At 70.6% G+C, this 15,714-nt stretch carries 11 protein-coding genes; 5 read left to right on the forward strand and 6 right to left on the reverse strand.

The annotated features are described in order from the left end of the window. Positions 1-5 precede the first annotated feature (5 nt). From manD to AB3X08_RS22300, 3 genes are read right to left on the reverse strand one after another with little or no spacing between them, the layout of a single operon-like run. Complete coding sequence (gene manD, locus AB3X08_RS22290; RefSeq protein ID WP_369935261.1) at positions 6-1,265, reverse strand: D-mannonate dehydratase ManD; 1,260 nt, start codon at positions 1,263-1,265, stop codon at positions 6-8. 10 nt (positions 1,266-1,275) lie between these two features. Continuing rightward, the gene (locus tag AB3X08_RS22295) at positions 1,276-3,267 is read right to left on the reverse strand and encodes a sialate O-acetylesterase (protein WP_369935263.1); all 1,992 of its coding nucleotides are present in this window, start codon (positions 3,265-3,267) and stop codon (positions 1,276-1,278) included. Further along, on the reverse strand, positions 3,264-5,465 hold the full coding sequence (locus AB3X08_RS22300) for an alpha-glucuronidase family glycosyl hydrolase (protein ID WP_369935265.1): 2,202 nt from the start codon (positions 5,463-5,465) through the stop codon (positions 3,264-3,266). Before AB3X08_RS22300 ends, AB3X08_RS22295 begins: the two co-directional genes overlap by 4 nt. 125 nt (positions 5,466-5,590) lie before the next feature. Here AB3X08_RS22300 and AB3X08_RS22305 point away from each other — a divergent pair, with 125 nt between their 5' ends. Further along, positions 5,591-6,724 carry a LacI family DNA-binding transcriptional regulator gene (locus AB3X08_RS22305; protein WP_369935267.1) on the forward strand — a complete coding sequence of 378 codons (1,134 nt, stop codon included), beginning with the start codon at positions 5,591-5,593 and terminating at the stop codon, positions 6,722-6,724. A gap of 26 nt (positions 6,725-6,750) precedes the next feature. Here AB3X08_RS22305 and xylA read toward each other — a convergent pair whose 3' ends face one another. Then, on the reverse strand, positions 6,751-8,091 hold the full coding sequence (gene xylA, locus AB3X08_RS22310; RefSeq protein WP_369935269.1) for a xylose isomerase: 1,341 nt from the start codon (positions 8,089-8,091) through the stop codon (positions 6,751-6,753). Between the two features lie 504 nt (positions 8,092-8,595). Between xylA and ttcA the strand changes: the two genes are divergently transcribed. The 3 genes from ttcA (at position 8,596) to AB3X08_RS22325 (ending at position 11,937) form a co-directional block, all read left to right on the forward strand. Further along, entirely contained in the window at positions 8,596-9,468 is an 873-nt protein-coding gene (gene ttcA / locus AB3X08_RS22315; RefSeq protein ID WP_369935271.1) for a tRNA 2-thiocytidine(32) synthetase TtcA, read from the forward strand. 132 nt (positions 9,469-9,600) lie between these two features. After that, positions 9,601-10,509, forward strand: coding sequence for a recombination-associated protein RdgC (locus AB3X08_RS22320; RefSeq protein ID WP_369935272.1), 909 nt, complete (start codon positions 9,601-9,603; stop codon positions 10,507-10,509). Between the two features lie 648 nt (positions 10,510-11,157). Next, the gene (locus AB3X08_RS22325; protein WP_369935273.1) at positions 11,158-11,937 is read left to right on the forward strand and encodes a SprT family zinc-dependent metalloprotease; all 780 of its coding nucleotides are present in this window, start codon (positions 11,158-11,160) and stop codon (positions 11,935-11,937) included. 891 nt (positions 11,938-12,828) lie between these two features. On the opposite strand, the gene AB3X08_RS22330 is transcribed toward AB3X08_RS22325, so the two are convergent. After that, on the reverse strand, positions 12,829-13,671 hold the full coding sequence (locus AB3X08_RS22330; protein ID WP_369935274.1) for an alpha/beta fold hydrolase: 843 nt from the start codon (positions 13,669-13,671) through the stop codon (positions 12,829-12,831). Further along, positions 13,668-14,627, reverse strand: coding sequence for a ferrochelatase (hemH, locus tag AB3X08_RS22335; RefSeq protein ID WP_369935276.1), 960 nt, complete (start codon positions 14,625-14,627; stop codon positions 13,668-13,670). The genes AB3X08_RS22330 and hemH overlap by 4 nt, the downstream gene beginning before the upstream one ends. Positions 14,628-14,792: 165 nt before the next feature. Between hemH and AB3X08_RS22340 the strand changes: the two genes are divergently transcribed. After that, complete coding sequence (locus AB3X08_RS22340; protein ID WP_369935277.1) at positions 14,793-15,692, forward strand: lipid-binding SYLF domain-containing protein; 900 nt, start codon at positions 14,793-14,795, stop codon at positions 15,690-15,692. The last annotated feature ends 22 nt before the right edge of the window (positions 15,693-15,714 follow it).

A 15,714-nucleotide genomic window follows, 5' to 3' on the forward strand; every position in this document is an offset into this window, starting at 1 on the left:
GCGCCTCACCAGTCCCACATCGCGCCGTCTTCCAGGCGCGCGATCGGCAGTTGCTTGGGCGCGTACGGATAGCGCTTGGCCAGGGTTTCGTCGATGTCCACGCCATGCCCGGGCGCCTCGCCGCAATGCAGGCGGCCGGCATGGAACGTGTAATCGTGCGGAAACACGGCGTTGGCCTCGTCGGAATGGAACATGTATTCCTGGATGCCGAAATTCGGCACCCAGGTGTCGAAGTGCAGCGCCGCGCCCATGCACACCGGCGACAGGTCGGTGGCGCCGTGGAAACCGGTGCGCACCTGGTGCAGCGCGGCGAAGTCGGCCAGCCGGCGCACGTGGGTGATGCCGCCGGCGTGCACGATGGTGGTGCGGATATAGTCGATCAGGTGCTGTTCGATCAGGTGCTTGCAGTCCCAGATCGAATTGAACACCTCGCCCACCGCCAGCGGGGTCACCGAGTGCTGGCGGATGGTCTCGAACGCGCGCTGGTTTTCCGCGGGGGTGGCGTCCTCCAGCCAGAACAGCCGGTACGGTTCCAGGTCGCGCGCCAGCCGCGCGGCCTCGATCGGGGTCAGGCGGTGGTGCGCATCGTGCAGCAGTTCGATCTCGTCGCCATGGTCGGCGCGCAGCTGTTCGAACAGCTTGGGCACCACGCCAAGATAGCGCGGCGTGGACCACACGGTTTCGGTCGGCAGTTCGCTCTCGGCCGGTTCGTACGGCTTGCCGCCGCTGGAAATGCCGTAGGTCTTCTTGATCCCGGGCACGCCGCACTGCGCGCGGATGGCGATGAAGCCGAGTTCGCGGAAACGGGCGACTTCCTCGCTGGTCTCGGCGATGTCGCGGCCGTTGGCGTGGCCGTAGACCAGCGCGCCCTCGCGCGAGCGCCCGCCCAGCAGCTGGTACAGCGGCATGCCGGCCATCTTGCCGAGGATGTCCCACAGCGCCACGTCCACCGCGGCGATCGCGGTCATCGTCACCGGCCCGCGCCGCCAGTACGCGCCGCGGTAGAAGAACTGCCAGATGTCCTCGATGCGGCCGGCGTCGCGGCCGATCAGGTTCGGCACCACGTGGTCCTGCAGGTAGGACGCCACCGCCAGTTCGCGGCCGTTGAGGGTGGCGTCGCCCAGGCCGTATACGCCGGAGCGGGTGACGATCTTGAGGGTGACGAAATTGCGCCCCGGGCAGGTGACGATGACCCGCGCCTCGACGATCTCGCGGTCGCGGGCCGAACCTTGGGCGGAAGAAGCGCTATCGGAAGTCTGGTTCATTGCGGGTCGCTCACGGGGAAGGAGCCGCGGCCACTGGGGCCGCGGACGGGAGGGAAAGTTCGAACGGACCGGCCGGCAGCCCGGCACGGTCGAACAACGTGCAGACCGGGCTGTCAGCCCAGCAGTAGCGCACGCGAGTCGGCGCAGTGCCGGCGGGAACCGGCAGGCGCACGCTGCGGCCCTGCAGTTCGGCCCGCGCGTAGCGGCAGCTGCCGGAGGCCGCGCCGCACAGTTCGAAACCGATCGGCGCGTCCGCGCTGTAGGTCTGCAGGGCGCCATCGACACCGTCGAAATCGACGACCAACGCGGCGCCATCGCGACGCAGCGCGTGCGGCACCGGCCCGGACGGCGCCACCGCCTCGCCGTAGACCACGTGCCGCGCCGCGCGCGCCAGGCGCCGGCCGAGTTCCTGCTTGTTGGCCGGATGGATGTCGTAGCGGTCGCCGATGTCGATCGCCACCGCCAAGCCGGCATGCGGATCGGCGGCGACGAAGCGCCGTTGCGCCTCGCGCAGCTGCGCCCAGCCGCTGTCGCCGGGCTGGGTGGGCGGCGCGCCGAAGTTGGCCAGCTGCACCAGCAACAACGGCAGCTGCGCGCCGAAGCGCTGCCGCCAGTCGCGCTGCCAGGCCTCGAGCAGCGCCGGATAGCCGGCCGCATCGCCGGTGTTGGATTCGCCCTGGTACCACAGCACGCCGCGCAGGCCGACCCGGCCAAGCGGCGCGATCATGCCGTTGTACAGCGTGGTCAGGCCAGCGGCCGAGGACCAGGGCGCGCGTGGCGGCGTGCCCAGTTGCGGCGGCACGATGCGGTACTGCCAGCCGGTCAGCGCCACCCGGCTGCCGTCGCCCAGTTGCAGCTGCTGCGCGTACGCGCCACCGAGCAGACCGCCACGGCGGTAGCTGTTGTACACATTGACCACCACGGTGTTCTTGCCCGCATGCAGCACGCCGCGCGGCAGGCGGTAGCTGCGCGGCTGGTCGGCGCCGTAGCTGCTGCCTACCGCCTGGCCGTTGACCCAGGTCTGGTCGAGCTCGTCCACCGGCCCCAGCGCCAGCGTCGCTTGCTGTTTCGCCTGCTCCGCGCTCAGCGTGACCGTGCTGCGGTACCAGACCATGCCGTTGAAATTGACCAGCTGCGGCACGCCCCAGTCGTCCCAGGCGCCCAGCGCCGCCGGTGCGTCGCGCCAGTCGCCGCCGGTATCGTCCGGCTGCCACGGCGCGCCGTTGCCGTGCGCGCGCCACCACGTCTCCCATAGCCGGCCCCAGCGCGGCGCCGCCTGCTGCGGATCGTTGGCGTAGCGCGCCAGCACGTCCAGCGCGGGCGCGTTGCCGTCCACCTTGCGCAGGGCCGCGTCGCCGATCCACGCCTGCATCTGCGAACCGCCCCAGGAGGCATTGATCAGCCCCATCGGCACGTCCACGGTCTTGCGCAGCTCGCGCGCGAAGTAATAGCAGGCCGCGGAAAAATCGCCGACCGCCTCCGGCGTGGTCGGCTGCCACGCGGCGGGGCCGCCGAACTGCGCCTGCGGGGTCGGGCTGGACTGCGCCGGCACCTTGAACATGCGGATCGCCGGCTGCTGCGCATCGGCGATCTCGCTGCGCGTATCCAGCGTGCGCAGCACCGGCAGCTCCATGTTCGACTGGCCCGAGCACAGCCACACATCGCCGATCAGCACGTCCTCGGCGCGCTGCACGCGGCCGTGCGCGGTGCTGGCCTGCAGGACGTACGGGCCGCCGGCCGGCAGCGCCGCCAGCTGCGCCTGCCAGCGGCCCTGGCGATCGGCGCGCGCCTGCACGCGCTGCTGCGCCAGCTGCACGGTCACCGTCTCGCCGGCCGCGGCCTGCCCCCAGACGCGAATCGGCGCGTCGCGCTGCAGTACCGCGTGGTCTTGGAACAGGGGATTCAACAACGGCGCGTCGGCGGCATGCGCGAACGCGGGCACGCACAGCGCGACCAGCAGCAGACGGCCGGCGAGGTGGACAGCGGAACGGTAGGGCGTCATTTCGGATTTCCCGGTGCGTACGGAAACGACAGCGCTTGGTAATACGCCAGCGGATGCGGCGGCGGCACGGTGCCCGGCGGCAGCGCGCGGCCCGACACCTGTTGCCAGTAGGCGATGCTGGCATCGCGCCACCACTGCGCCTCTTGCTGCTGGATCGCCAGGAAGTCGGCGACCTGGCGATAGCGCTGCGCATCGACGTAGGGCGCCAGTCCGCTCCAGGTCGTGCGCATCCGCGCCACCTCGGCCACGCCGTGGTCGTAGCGGCCGATCAGCGCGTTCCACAGCGGTTGGCCGGACGCCATGCGGTGGTCCCAGGGCACGTGGTGGAACCACAGCAGGTATTGCTCCGGCACCGTGCGCACGTCGCCGAAGCGGCGCGCCAGCGGCGGCGCGTACTGCGCCACCGCGTTGCTGCCGGTCGCGCTGCGGTCGAAGCCGATGCCGTTGCGGTCGGCGCGGTGGTAGTACACCGGGTCCCAGTCCGGCCGCGCACTGCCCGCGTCCCACGGCGCCGGGCCGTAGTGGTGGCCGCGGCCCATCAGGTGATGCAGGCCGAGCGGGGTCATGTAATCGACCGCCGCTTGGTGCGAGGCCATCATCATGCCGACCACCGGCGCCACCAGCGCCGGCGCGTTGCCGAAGGTCATCCGCACCCAGTCCTCGGCGATGGCCTGCGCATCGCCCTGCGGATCCCAGGCCAGCCGCCCGAACGCATACCAGTTGGCCTGGTCGAAGATCGAGCCGCACCAGTTGCGGTCGGCGCCGATGTTGGCCACTCCGGCGATGCCGCTGAGCGCATGCCCGTCGACCGCGCCCTCCACCACCCGCGCCACCGTCGCGCGCTTGCCGCGCCGCGTGTCGGCCTGCAGGGTTTCCTGGTACAGCGTGCCCAGGTAGACCAGGTGGGTGGCGAAGCCCAGGTATTCCTTGGTGATCTGGAATTCCAGCATCAGCGGCGTCTTCGGCATCGCCCCGAACAGCGGGTGGAACGGCTCGCGCGGCTGGAAGTCGATGGCGCCGTTCTTGACCTGCACTACCACGTTGTCGCGGAATGTCCCGTCCAGCGGCACGAACTCGCTGTACGCCTGCTTGGCGCGGTCGTCCGGCTGTTCGTGCGAATAGACGAACGCCCGCCACATCACCACCCCGCCATGCGGCGCGAGCGCGTCGGCGAGCATGTTGGCGCCGTCGGCATGCGTGCGCCCGTAGTCCTGCGGGCCGGGCTGGCCTTCGGAGTTGGCCTTGACCAGGAAGCCGCCGAAATCGGGAATGCGCGCGTAGATCTCGTCCGCCTTGGCCTTCCACCAGCGTTGCACCGCCGGGTCCAGCGGATCGGCGCTGCGCAGTCCGCCGATCTCGATCGGCGCGCTGAAGCGCGCGCTCAGGTACACGCGGATGCCGTACGGACGCAGCGCCGCGGCCAGCGCCGCGGTCTTGTCCAGGTAGGCCGCGGTCAGGCTCAGTGCCTTGGCGTTGACGTTGTTCAGCACCGCGCCGTTGATGCCGATCGAGGCGTTGGCGCGCGCGTAGTCGGTGTAGCGCGGGTCCACGTAGCCGGGCAGCTTCTGCCAGTCCCAGAGCGAGGCGCCGGCGTAGCCGCGTTCGACCACACCGTCCAGGTTGTCCCAGTGATCGAGCACGCGCAGCTTGACCCGCGGCGCATCGCGCAGCGCCAGCGGCGCCGGCGCCTGCCCGGTCTGCAGCAGGCGCAGGAAGCGGAACGCCGCATACAACGCGCCGCGTTCGCCACCGCCGACGATGGCGGTGAGCGGGCGGCCATCGACCACCACGCTGCGGATCAGGTAGCCCTCTTCGCCCAGGCCGCGGGTATCCAGCCGCAGCCGCGCGATCGCCGGCGAGGCCGGGGTGCCGAGCACGATCGCGCCGGCGCGGTCCGCGCTTGCCGCCAGCGGCGGCTCGGCGCCGAGCAGGCCGCCCAGGCCGCGGCGCAGCTCGTCGCGCGCGGCCCGTTGCATCGGCGTCTGCGCGTCGGCCACCAGCTGCGTGGCGGCCGCGCGCCATGGCGCAGCCTGCGTTTCGGCCAGCGGCTGGTAGCGCAACCATAGATCGTAGCCGTCCTCGGCCTGGGCCACGGCGATCGGCAACAACAGCGCCAGCCACAGGCACGCGCTGCGCAGCCACCCGCCGCGCAATGGGCGCCGACGCTGCAGCGCGCGCGACTGCGGGCGGCCGCTCATGCGCGCCCCCACTGGCACGGCACCGGCGCGCGCCCGCAGTCGCCGCCCACCCGGCTTCCCGGTACCATGCAGCCGTCACTCGTGTCGGGATCCACACCGTGTCGCGACGCTGTCGCACACGCGGCTTGCGCAGCACGTCCCCGGTCGCGATCCACGCCCGCAAGCCAACGAAGAGGCGCATCTTGGAGAAGGTCAGGAAATCGGTTCGCCGCAAGAGCCTCGCCGTGACCATCGACGAGGTGGCCGCACTGGCCAAGGTCTCGCCGATGACCGTGTCGCGGGTGATCAACGGCCAGGGCAACGTGCGCGACAGCACCCGCGAGCAGGTCATGCGCGCGGTCGACACGCTCGGCTACACGCCGAACCTGGCGGCCAGCGCGCTGGCCGCCGCGCAGAGCACGCGGGTCGCGCTGATCTACAGCAACCCCAGCGGCGCCTACCTGGGCGAACTGCTGGTCGGGGTGCTGCGCGCGGCCTCGCGCACCTCGATCCAGGTGGTGATGGACTACTGGGACGACCTCGGCCCCGACGCCGAACGCAAGGCCGCGCGCACGCTGGCCAAGAGCGGCGTGGCCGGGGTGATCCTGCCGCCGCCGCTGTGCGAATCGGATGCGGCCATCCGCGAGCTGGTGCGCGCCAAGGTGCCGGTGGTGGCCATCGCCTCCGACCGCTTCAGCGACCGCGTCGCCTGCGTGCGCATCGACGAGTTCAACGCCAGCAAGGACATCACCGCGTACTTGATCGCGCAGGGCCATACCCGCATCGGCTACATCGCCGGCCGCTCCAACCTGTCGGCCAGCGCGCGCCGCTTCGAGGGGTTCCAGGCGGCGCTGGCCGAGGCCGGGCTGCGCCTGGACCGGCATCTGCTGCAGCCGGGCGACTACACCTACCGCTCCGGCCTGGACGCGGCGGAAAAACTGCTGTCGCGCCGCCATCGGCCCAGCGCGATCATCGCCAGCAACGACGACATGGCCGCCGCCGCGATCTCGGTCGCGCACCGGCGCGGCCTGGACGTGCCGCGCGACCTGTCGGTGGTCGGCTTCGACGACACCTCCGCGGCGACCACCGTGTGGCCGGAACTGAGCACCATCCGCCAGCCGATCGCGGCCATGGCCGATGCGGCGGTCGACATCCTGCTGCGCAGCATCCGCAGCAAGGAGCGCACGGGCCGGGCGAAGATCGATCATGTGCTCGCTCATCAGCTGGTCAAGCGCGATTCGGTGGCCGCACCGGCCGCCGCGCGCACCGAACGGCGCTGACGCGGCGGCGGGCGGCAGGGTCCGCATCAACGGATCAGGTACTGGTTGATCAGGTTTTCGTAGGCTTCCTGGCGGCCACTGACCTGCTTGGGCGCGCCGGCCTTGGCCGCATGCGCCGCCAGGTCCGCCAGCGTGCTGCTGCCGGCCGCGAACGCCGCACCGGCGCCACTGTCGAAGCTGCTGTAGCGCTGCGCCCGCCACTGCTCCAGCGGCGAGGCCGTCAGCAGCGCATGGGCCACTTCCAGGCCGCGCGCGAACGCGTCCATGCCGCCGATGTGCGCCAGGAACAGGTCCTGCGGATCGGACGACTCGCGCCGCACCTTGGCATCGAAGTTCAGCCCGCCCGGCGCCAGCCCGCCCTGCCGCAACACCACCAGCATCGCCCCGACCGTGTCGTACAGGTCGGTCGGGAACTGGTCGGTGTCCCAGCCGTTCTGCGGGTTGCCGCGGTTGGCGTCGATGCTGCCGAGCAGGCCCGCATCGGACGCCACCTGCAGGTCGTGCTCGAAGCTGTGGCCCGACAGCGTGGCGTGGTTGGCCTCGATGTTGAGCTTGAAGTCCTGGTCCAGCCCGTGCTGGCGCAGGAAACCGATCACCGTGGCGCTGTCGAAGTCGTACTGGTGCTTCATCGGCTCCATCGGCTTGGGCTCGATCAGGAAGTTGCCGGTGAAGCCGATGCTGCGGCCATAGTCGCGGGCGATGGTCAAAAAGCGCGCCATGTTGTCCTGCTCGCGCTTCATCTGCGTGTTGTGCAGGCTGGCATAGCCTTCGCGGCCGCCCCAGAACACGTAGTTCTCGCCGCCCAGCTCCACCGTGGCCTCCAGCGCGGCCTTGACCTGCACCGCCGCGCGCGCGACCACGTCGAAGTCCGGATTGGTCGAGGCACCGTTCATGTAGCGCGGATGCGAGAACAGGTTGGCGGTGCCCCACAGCAGCTTGATGCCGGTATCGGCCTGGCGCTGCTTGGCGATGCCGACCATGTGCTTGAGGTTCTTCTCGTACTGGCCGACGTCGTCGGCGTCCGGCGCCAGGTCGATGTCGTGGAAGCAGTAATACGGCACGCCGAGCTTGGTGAAGAACTCGAACGCCGCATCGGCCTTGGCCTCGGCGCGGCCCAGCGCGTCGCTGCCGGCGTCCCACGGATAGGCGCGCGTGCCCGGGCCGAACGGATCGGCGCCGTTGCCGCAGAAGCTGTGCCAGTACGCCACGGCGAAGCGCAGGTGCTCGGCCATGGTCTTGTCGCCGATGCGCTTGTTGGCGTCGTAGACCTTGAACGCGAGCGGGTTGTCCGAGGCCTTGCCTTCGAACGCGATGCGGCCGATGCCCGGGAAGTATTCCTTGGCGCCGATGTAGACGGAGTTGCTCATGGGAGGTGGAATCCTGTCGAGTGGGAGGAACTAGAAGACGGACGTTCGGCCGCAGCGGCGAAAGGCGGGCGGGATGGACCCAGGCATGCGTCGCTGGAGGAATGCCGGCGCCGGCAGGGGCGCGGCGCGATCGCCGCAGCCGGCAGGCGCAACCAGCGCGCGGATGCTGCAGGCGCAATCCCGGACACGCAGGCACCGCATTCCGCGATCTGCGCGGCCGCCACGCCGCGCCATACGCGACGTTATGGTAGCGCTACCAAAAATCGCGCTAAAAAAAGCTTCACTGCAGAGGGAAGCCGACGGGGCCATCAGATGCGGTTCGCAAGCCTGGGACAGACGGACTTTACCCAGCCCACCGGCGAAACGCTTGCTGCGCTGCGCCATCGGTGCGCGCGGCGTGCGCGCCAGCACAGTGCGACGCGCCGGCGGCAACGTGCGCTGCGTCGCGCTCGCGCACGGTTGGCGCATGCTCCCCGCGCAGCGCGCCGACTACAATGCGCGCCGATGACTTCCGCACCCCAGCCCCTGCCCCGGCTCCTCGCCGATCCCGCCCCGCGCGAGCGGCGCACGCCGTCGGCGCTGGGCAAGCGCCTGTGCCGGCAGGTGGGCCAGGCGATCGCCGATTTCGGCATGATCGAGGCCGGCGACAAGGTCATGGTGTGCCTGTCCGGCGGCAAGGACAGCTATACCCTGCTGGACATCCTGCTGCAGCTGCAGCGCAAGGCGCCGGTGCCGTTCGAACTGGTCGCGGTGAACCTGGACCAGAAGCAGCCCGGCTTTCCCGCACAGGTGCTGCCCGATTACCTGCGCGGGCTCGGCGTGGCCTGGCACGTGATCGAGCAGGACACCTATTCGGTGGTCAGCCGCGTGGTGCCCGAGGGCAAGACCATGTGTTCGCTGTGCTCGCGGCTGCGCCGCGGCGCGCTGTACCGGTATGCCGCCGAAAACGGAATCAGCAAGATCGCGCTGGGCCACCACCGCGACGATCTCGTCGCCACCTTCTTCATGAACCTGTTCTTCCATGCCAGGCTCGCGGCGATGGCGCCGAAACTGCGCAGCGACGACGGCTGCCACGTGGTGATCCGGCCGCTGGCCTACGTGCGCGAGGCCGACATCGCCGAGTACGCGCAGGCGCGCGGCTTCCCGCTGATCCCGTGCACGCTGTGCGGCAGCCAGGAGACTCTGCAGCGGCGCCAGGTCGGGCTGATGCTGCAGCAGTGGGACCGCGAGCATCCCGGCCGCGTCGAGCAGATCGCGCGCGCCATGGGCAACGTGCAGCCGTCGCAGCTGGCCGACCCCGCGCTGTTCGATTTCCGCACGCTCGGCAACGCCGAAGCCGCGCCGGCCGCGGCCTGGCCGCTCGACGAGGACGCGTGAGGCCAAGGCCGGCGGCGGTCGCGCGCCGCTGAACCGCGCGTTGCGGTATCCGGGCGGGAGCGATGCGACAATGCCCGCCGCCCACCCTGCGCACGGCGCCGGGCCGTTCCGTTTCCTTCTGCTGGATGCTCGATGTTCTTTCGCAATCTGACCCTGTTCCGCTTCCCCACCACCCTCGACTTCTCCGAGATCGACAAGCTCCTGCCGGAGGTGCAGCTCAAGCCGGTCGGCCCGCTGGAAATGAGCTCGCGCGGCTTCATCTCCCCGTTCGGCCGCGACGAGCACGAGGTACTGTCGCACCGCATCGCCGACTTCCTGTGGCTGACCGTCGGCGGCGAGGACAAGATCCTGCCCGGCTCGGTGGTCAACGACCTGCTCGAGCGCAAGGTCGCCGAGATCGAGGAGAAGGAAGGACGCCGCCCGGGCGGCAAGGCGCGCAAGCGACTCAAGGACGACCTGATCCACGAACTGCTGCCGCGCGCCTTCGTCAAGACCTCGCGCACCGACGCGATGCTCGACCTGCAACACGGCTACGTCGCGGTGGACACCTCCAGCCGCAAGACCGGCGAGAACGTGATGTCCGAGATCCGCGGCGTGCTGGGCAGTTTCCCGGCGCTGCCGCTGAACGCGGAAGTGGCGCCGCGCTCGATCCTGACCGGCTGGATCGCCGGCGAGCCCCTGCCCGAAGGCCTGAGCCTGGGCGAGGAGTGCGAGATGAAGGATCCGATCGAAGGCGGCGCGGTGGTCAAGTGCCAGCACCAGGAACTGCGCTGCGACGAGATCGACAAGCACCTGGAAGCCGGCAAGCAGGTCACCAAGCTGGCGCTGATCCTGGACGATCACGTCTCCTTCGTGCTCGGCGACGATCTGGTGATCCGCAAGTTGAAGTTCCTCGACGGCGCCCTGGACCAGCTGGAGAACGCCGACCAGGACGGCGTGCGTGCCGAACTGGACGCCCGCTTCGCGCTGATGAGCGCCGAAGTACGGCGCCTGTTCCTGTTGCTGGAGGAGGCGTTGAAGCTGAGCAAGGCGGAGACCTGAGGCAAGGCCGGCAGCGGGCCGCTCGATTTGCCGGCTCCGTTCGTCGCGGCTGAAGCCGCTCCTACAGAAAGCCTGCAGCGATCCGGCTGGGTGCACTGCAGGAGGGGCTTCAGCCCCGACAGATTCCAACCGCAGCCGAGATTCCGGCTCCGTTCGTCGCGGCTGAAGCCGCTCCTACAGAAAGCCTGCAGCGATCCGGCTGGGTGCACTGCAGGAGGGGCTTCAGCCCCGACAGATTCCGACCGCAGCCGAGATTCCGGCTCCGTTCGTCGCGGCTGAAGCCGCTCCTACAGAAAGCCTGCGGCGATCCGGCTGGGCGCACTGTAGGAGGGGCTTCAGCCCGACAGATTCCGACCGCGGCCGAGATCGCGGCTCCGTTCGTCGCGACTGAAGTCGCTCCCACAAGGGAAGCCCGACGCGCCGGCTGGGTGCATTGTGGGAGGGGCTTCAGCCCCGACTGCTGCCAGGCCGGCAGCCTCCTGACGTCGTTCGTCGCGGCTGAAGCCGCTCCTACAGAGCCGAGGCATCCACTGTCCGATCCACGCCGAACGCTCCGGAAGCGACTGTGAACGACACGCAGCTGAAGCATGCAGCGCGATCGGTGCGCGCTGTCACCGTGCGTGCGCGCATGAGCGGTATGCTGTGCGCATGCCCGATTTCCTACGTCGCCTGATCGCGCCGCCCGCCGCGGTCGTCGAACGCGACCTCGTCCGCCTGCGGTTGGACGAGCGCGAGATCGACGTGCTGCGCGTGCGCGACCCGCGCGCGCGGCGGATCAAGCTCAGCGTGGACGAACGCGGCGCGCGCCTGACCCTGCCGCTGCGCGCCAGCCTGGTGGCCGGCGAGCGCTTCCTGCTCGAGCACCGGCACTGGCTCGGCGAGCAGCTGGCGCGCTACCAGGACGAAGACGACGAACCCGGCCTGCAGCGCGGCGTACCCGGCTGGCTGCCGTTGCGCGGCGAACGCCTGCCGCTGCGCTGGAGCGAGGGCCGCTACGCACGGCTGCAGGTCGATGCCGACGGGGCGGAACTGCAGTTGCCGGCGCGCGCCGGCGATGCGGCGATCGCACGCGCGCTGCGCGAGTTCTACGAAGCGCAGGCGCGCGCCGATGTCGGCCGCTGGTTGCCCAAGTACCTGCCGTCGTTGCCGCGCGCACCGGCGCGGGTGCGGCTGAAGGTGATGTCCTCGCAATGGGGCTCGCTGGCGCCGGACGGCTCGATGGCGCTGGATCTGGCGCTGGTGCTGGGCCGGCCCTCGGCGTTCGAATACGTGCTGGTCCACGAGCTGTGCCATCTGCTGCAGGCCAACCACTCGCCGGCGTTCTGGCGCGAGGTGGAAGCGCGGTTTCCCGCCTGGCGTGCCGAGCGCGACTACTTCCACGCGCACGGGCGGCGCCTGAAGGCGCAGTTGCGGCGGCTGTTGAGCTAGTCGCCGCGTGCGCGCCGCTGCTGCGCGCGCATCGGGGCAAGGCACCAGGAACGCATGGGCGCTGTTCCAGCCCGGACGATGGCGCAGCGCCAGGGCGAGGATCTGCCGGACGCGGTGGACCGCGTGCCAACGACGCCGAGCCGGCCACGCCTGGGCGCATGAGAGCGGCTCTGCGGGTTGAGCTGAAAGACCGCCGGCCGTTCGGTGCGGCACGGCCACCAGGCGACAGTCGCGGCATGCCGGCGAATCCGGCGGTGTCTTCGGGAAGGATCTCGCGCTTCGAGGCGCGCAGCGCCGCGGCGATTGGACGGATCGGAGAAAACGGCAGGAACGGCGAGTTTCGCCTCAGCGCTGCGGAAGAAGAACTCCATGCGCAGCGCCCGGCAGGCCCCCTCTCCCCGCCTACCTCACACCTGGCGCGACCTCCGGCGCCAGCGAACGATACGGTCCGAGCGGCACTACGCCGGCATGTCATGACGCCGGGATCGGGCCGCGTACGCAAGACGTATCGCGTCTATGCCTGTTTTGTCGGCAGGCGTGGCGGGAACTTAAGCGAAATTTTTTCTACACACAAGCTTCACGGAGGTTGTGTAGGCCCCGCATTCAGCTGCCGGCCTGGGCGATGGCCATCCGCACGCCTGGCGGCCAAGCGCCACCGCAAGGCAACCCAACCCTGACGCTGTGCCAGGCCGTGATGCCGCATGCTCGGAACCGTGGGCGCAAGGTGCCTGTCGGCAATAGCAGAATCGAACGAGCGCGACTGTCACGCATGCCCAGGCTTGCACTGGCCGCTTGACCGCGTCGGCTCGGGCGCGCGGCGCGGATGCCCAGTGCGGCTGTCGCATGGTGCAGCGATCGCGGGGCTAGGCCGTCACGGCGCCGGCCGGTCGCTCAGAAGAAGTCGCGCAACAGCGCCGCCACCGCGGCTGGCTGCTCCATGTGCAGGTGGTGAGTGCCCGGCAGCACGTGCACGCGGCCATGGCGCAGCCGCGCCGCACGTTCGTTGCGCAACGCCTCCGGGAAATACGCCTGCGCCGGGTCGGCGTAGATCACCCGCGTCGGGCACTCGATGCCGGCCAGCAGCGCCTGCACCTGCGGCTCGCTCAGCCGCACCGCGGTGGGCAGGGTCAGGCGCCGGTCGCTGCGCCACACGTAGCCGCCCTCCACCGCCTCGACCCCGCGTTCGACCAGCAGCCGCGCCGCCGGCTCGCTGAGCTGGTTGGCCAGCATCCGCGCGCGTACCGGCGCGGCCAGGTCGGGGAAGACGCGCAGCGGCGAGGCGCTGGCGCGGCGGGTCGCGGCGACGCTGTCGCGCAGGCGTTCCACGGTGCCCTCGACGGTCTCGGCCAGGCCGCCGAGCATCTCGATCGCGACCAGCTGCTCGACCCGCTGCGGCGCCGCCGCGGCCAGGATGCTGGCGATCGCCGCGCCCATCGAATGGCCGATCACCGCGAAGCGCTCCCAGCCCAGCGCGTCGGCCGCGTCCAGCAGCGGATGCAGCGCGCCGGTCAATAGATACTCGGCGCCGGCCGGCAACGACGCGCTGTGGCCGTGGCCGGGCAGGTCCAGCATCGCCAGGTCCAGCTGCGGCAGTTGCGCGCTCAGCGGCACGAAGCTGGCGGCGTTGTCCAGCCAGCCGTGCACCGCCAGCACCTTGCGGCCGTGCGGATCGCCGCCGCGCAGTCCGGCCAGCGTGCCCACCCGCGACGGGCAGGCGAACTCGCGCAGGCTCATGCGGCGCGGGCGGCCAGCTGCGCCAGCGCGCGCGCGTGCGCCGGGGCGTCGTTGAGGCAGGGGATGTAGCGCACCTGCATGCCGCGCGACGCGCAGGTCTCGACGAAGCCCATCGCCACTTCTTCCAGCGTTTCCAGGCAGTCGGTGGCGAAGCCCGGGCAGATCACGTCGACCCGCTTGGTGCCCTGCTCGGCCAATTGCCACAGGCTCGGCTCGGCATACGGCTGCAGCCAGCGTTCGGCGCCGAAGCGCGACTGATAGCCGAGCTGCCATTCGCCGGCGCCCAGGCCCAGCGCCGCGGCGATCGCCTGCGCGCTGGCTTCGCAGCGTTGCGGATACGGGTCGCCGTTGTTGGCCACGCGCTGCGGCAGGCCATGGAAGGAGAAGAACAGCATCTCGCCGCGGCCGTGCTGCGCCCAGTGCGCGCGCACGCTGTCGGCCACCGCTTCGACCCAGGCCGGGTCGGTCGGATAGTCCTCGATCAGGGTCACCGGCAGCTGCGGATTGCGCGCCTGCCAGGCCTGCACCACGTCCTCGATCGAGGCGGTGGTGGTGGTCGAATACTGCGGGTACAGCGGCAGCACCACGATCCGGCGCACGCCGCCGTCGCGCAGCGCGTCCAGTGCCGGCGCCAGCGCCGGGGTGCCGTAGCGCATCGCCCAGGCCACGCGGTGCCCGGGCAGTTCGCGCTGCATGCCCTCGGTCAGGCGCCGCGTGTACACCGCCAGCGGCGAGCCTTCCGGCAGCCACACCAGCGCGTATTTCTCCGCCGATCGCGGCGAACGCCGCGGCAGGATCACCCAGTTCAGCAACGGCCACCAGAACAGCTTGGGGATGGCGACCACGCGTTTGTCGCCGAGGAATTCGGCCAGGTAACGGGCGACCGCAGGCGCGGTCGGCGCCTCGGGCGTGCCTAGATTCACCACCAGGATGGCGGTCTCGGGTGCGTCGGACATGCGCGCATTGTGGCAGAGGCGCCCGCCGCGCGCGTCGCGATCGTGTCTATCGCAACGATCGACGCGCCCGCGCATGGCCGCGCGCGCTCATTGCCGATTCATTGCGCTGTGACTAAGTTCAAGGACTTGCAGTATCTTGCTGCGGACCTATTTCGGAAGCCCGCCATGCCCCGCCTGCCGCGCCTCGCCCTGTTGTTGAGTACCACGCTGTTCGTCGGCCACGCCGTGGCCGGCCCGGAAGAAGACGAGCGCGCCCGCAACGCACTGCGCGTGCTGACCGACATCCAGAAGATCCCGGAGCAATCCATCCCCGACAAGCTGCTCGACGAGGGCCGCGCGATCGTGGTGATCCCGGACACGCTCAAGGCCGGCCTGGTCATCGGCGGCCGCCGCGGCCATGGCCTGATGTCGGTCAAGCGCCCGGACGGCACCTGGTCCAACCCGGTGTTCGTCAAGCTCACCGGCGGCAGCATCGGCTTCCAGGTCGGCGTGCAGTCCTCCGATGTGGTGCTGGTGTTCCGCAACGACCGCAGCCTGGACAACATCGTCAACGGCAAGTTCACCCTCGGCGCCGATGCCGGCGTCGCCGCCGGTCCGGTCGGGCGCAATGCCGCCGCCGCCACCGATGGCCAGCTCAAGGCCGAGATCTGGTCGTGGTCGCGCGCGCGCGGCCTGTTCGCCGGCGTGGCGCTGGACGGCGCGGCGCTGCAGATCGACGATGCCGCCGACCTCAACGTGTACGGCGGCAACACCACCCCGCGCATGATCTTCGAAGGCCGCACCACCACGCTGCCGTCCAACGACGTGGTCGCGTTCCGCGACAAGCTCGAGGAAGCCACCTACGCGGCGCGGCAGAACCGCGGCACCGACAGCGGCGATCGCAGCACCGCCATGGCGCCGCCACCGCCGCCGGCGGCGCAGACCGCCCCTCCGCCGGTCGCCGAACCCGCCAACGGCGCCAGCACCGCGCCGTTGCAGGCGCCGCCGCAGACGCCGCCGCAGCAGGGCTTCCAGCCGGTGTCCGAAGGCGAGATCCGCACCGAGTCGCTGGACGGCAACCGCTAGAAACCGCGGCACGACGTGCAGC

This window comes from Xanthomonas sp. DAR 34887 (assembly GCF_041245805.1).
Lineage (GTDB): Bacteria > Pseudomonadota > Gammaproteobacteria > Xanthomonadales > Xanthomonadaceae > Xanthomonas_A > Xanthomonas_A tesorieronis.

Excerpts from the sequence above, each read along its gene's own strand:
- manD (WP_369935261.1), bottom strand. The coding sequence starts at position 1,265 with ATGAACCAGACTTCCGATAGCGCTTCTTCCGCCCAAGGTTCGGCCCGC.
- AB3X08_RS22295 (WP_369935263.1), bottom strand. The coding sequence starts at position 3,267 with ATGACGCCCTACCGTTCCGCTGTCCACCTCGCCGGCCGTCTGCTGCTG.
- AB3X08_RS22300 (WP_369935265.1), bottom strand. The coding sequence starts at position 5,465 with ATGAGCGGCCGCCCGCAGTCGCGCGCGCTGCAGCGTCGGCGCCCATTG.
- xylA (WP_369935269.1), bottom strand. The coding sequence starts at position 8,091 with ATGAGCAACTCCGTCTACATCGGCGCCAAGGAATACTTCCCGGGCATC.
- ttcA (WP_369935271.1), top strand. The coding sequence starts at position 8,596 with ATGACTTCCGCACCCCAGCCCCTGCCCCGGCTCCTCGCCGATCCCGCC.
- AB3X08_RS22320 (WP_369935272.1), top strand. The coding sequence starts at position 9,601 with ATGTTCTTTCGCAATCTGACCCTGTTCCGCTTCCCCACCACCCTCGAC.
- AB3X08_RS22325 (WP_369935273.1), top strand. The coding sequence starts at position 11,158 with ATGCCCGATTTCCTACGTCGCCTGATCGCGCCGCCCGCCGCGGTCGTC.
- AB3X08_RS22330 (WP_369935274.1), bottom strand. The coding sequence starts at position 13,671 with ATGAGCCTGCGCGAGTTCGCCTGCCCGTCGCGGGTGGGCACGCTGGCC.
- hemH (WP_369935276.1), bottom strand. The coding sequence starts at position 14,627 with ATGTCCGACGCACCCGAGACCGCCATCCTGGTGGTGAATCTAGGCACG.
- AB3X08_RS22340 (WP_369935277.1), top strand. The coding sequence starts at position 14,793 with ATGCCCCGCCTGCCGCGCCTCGCCCTGTTGTTGAGTACCACGCTGTTC.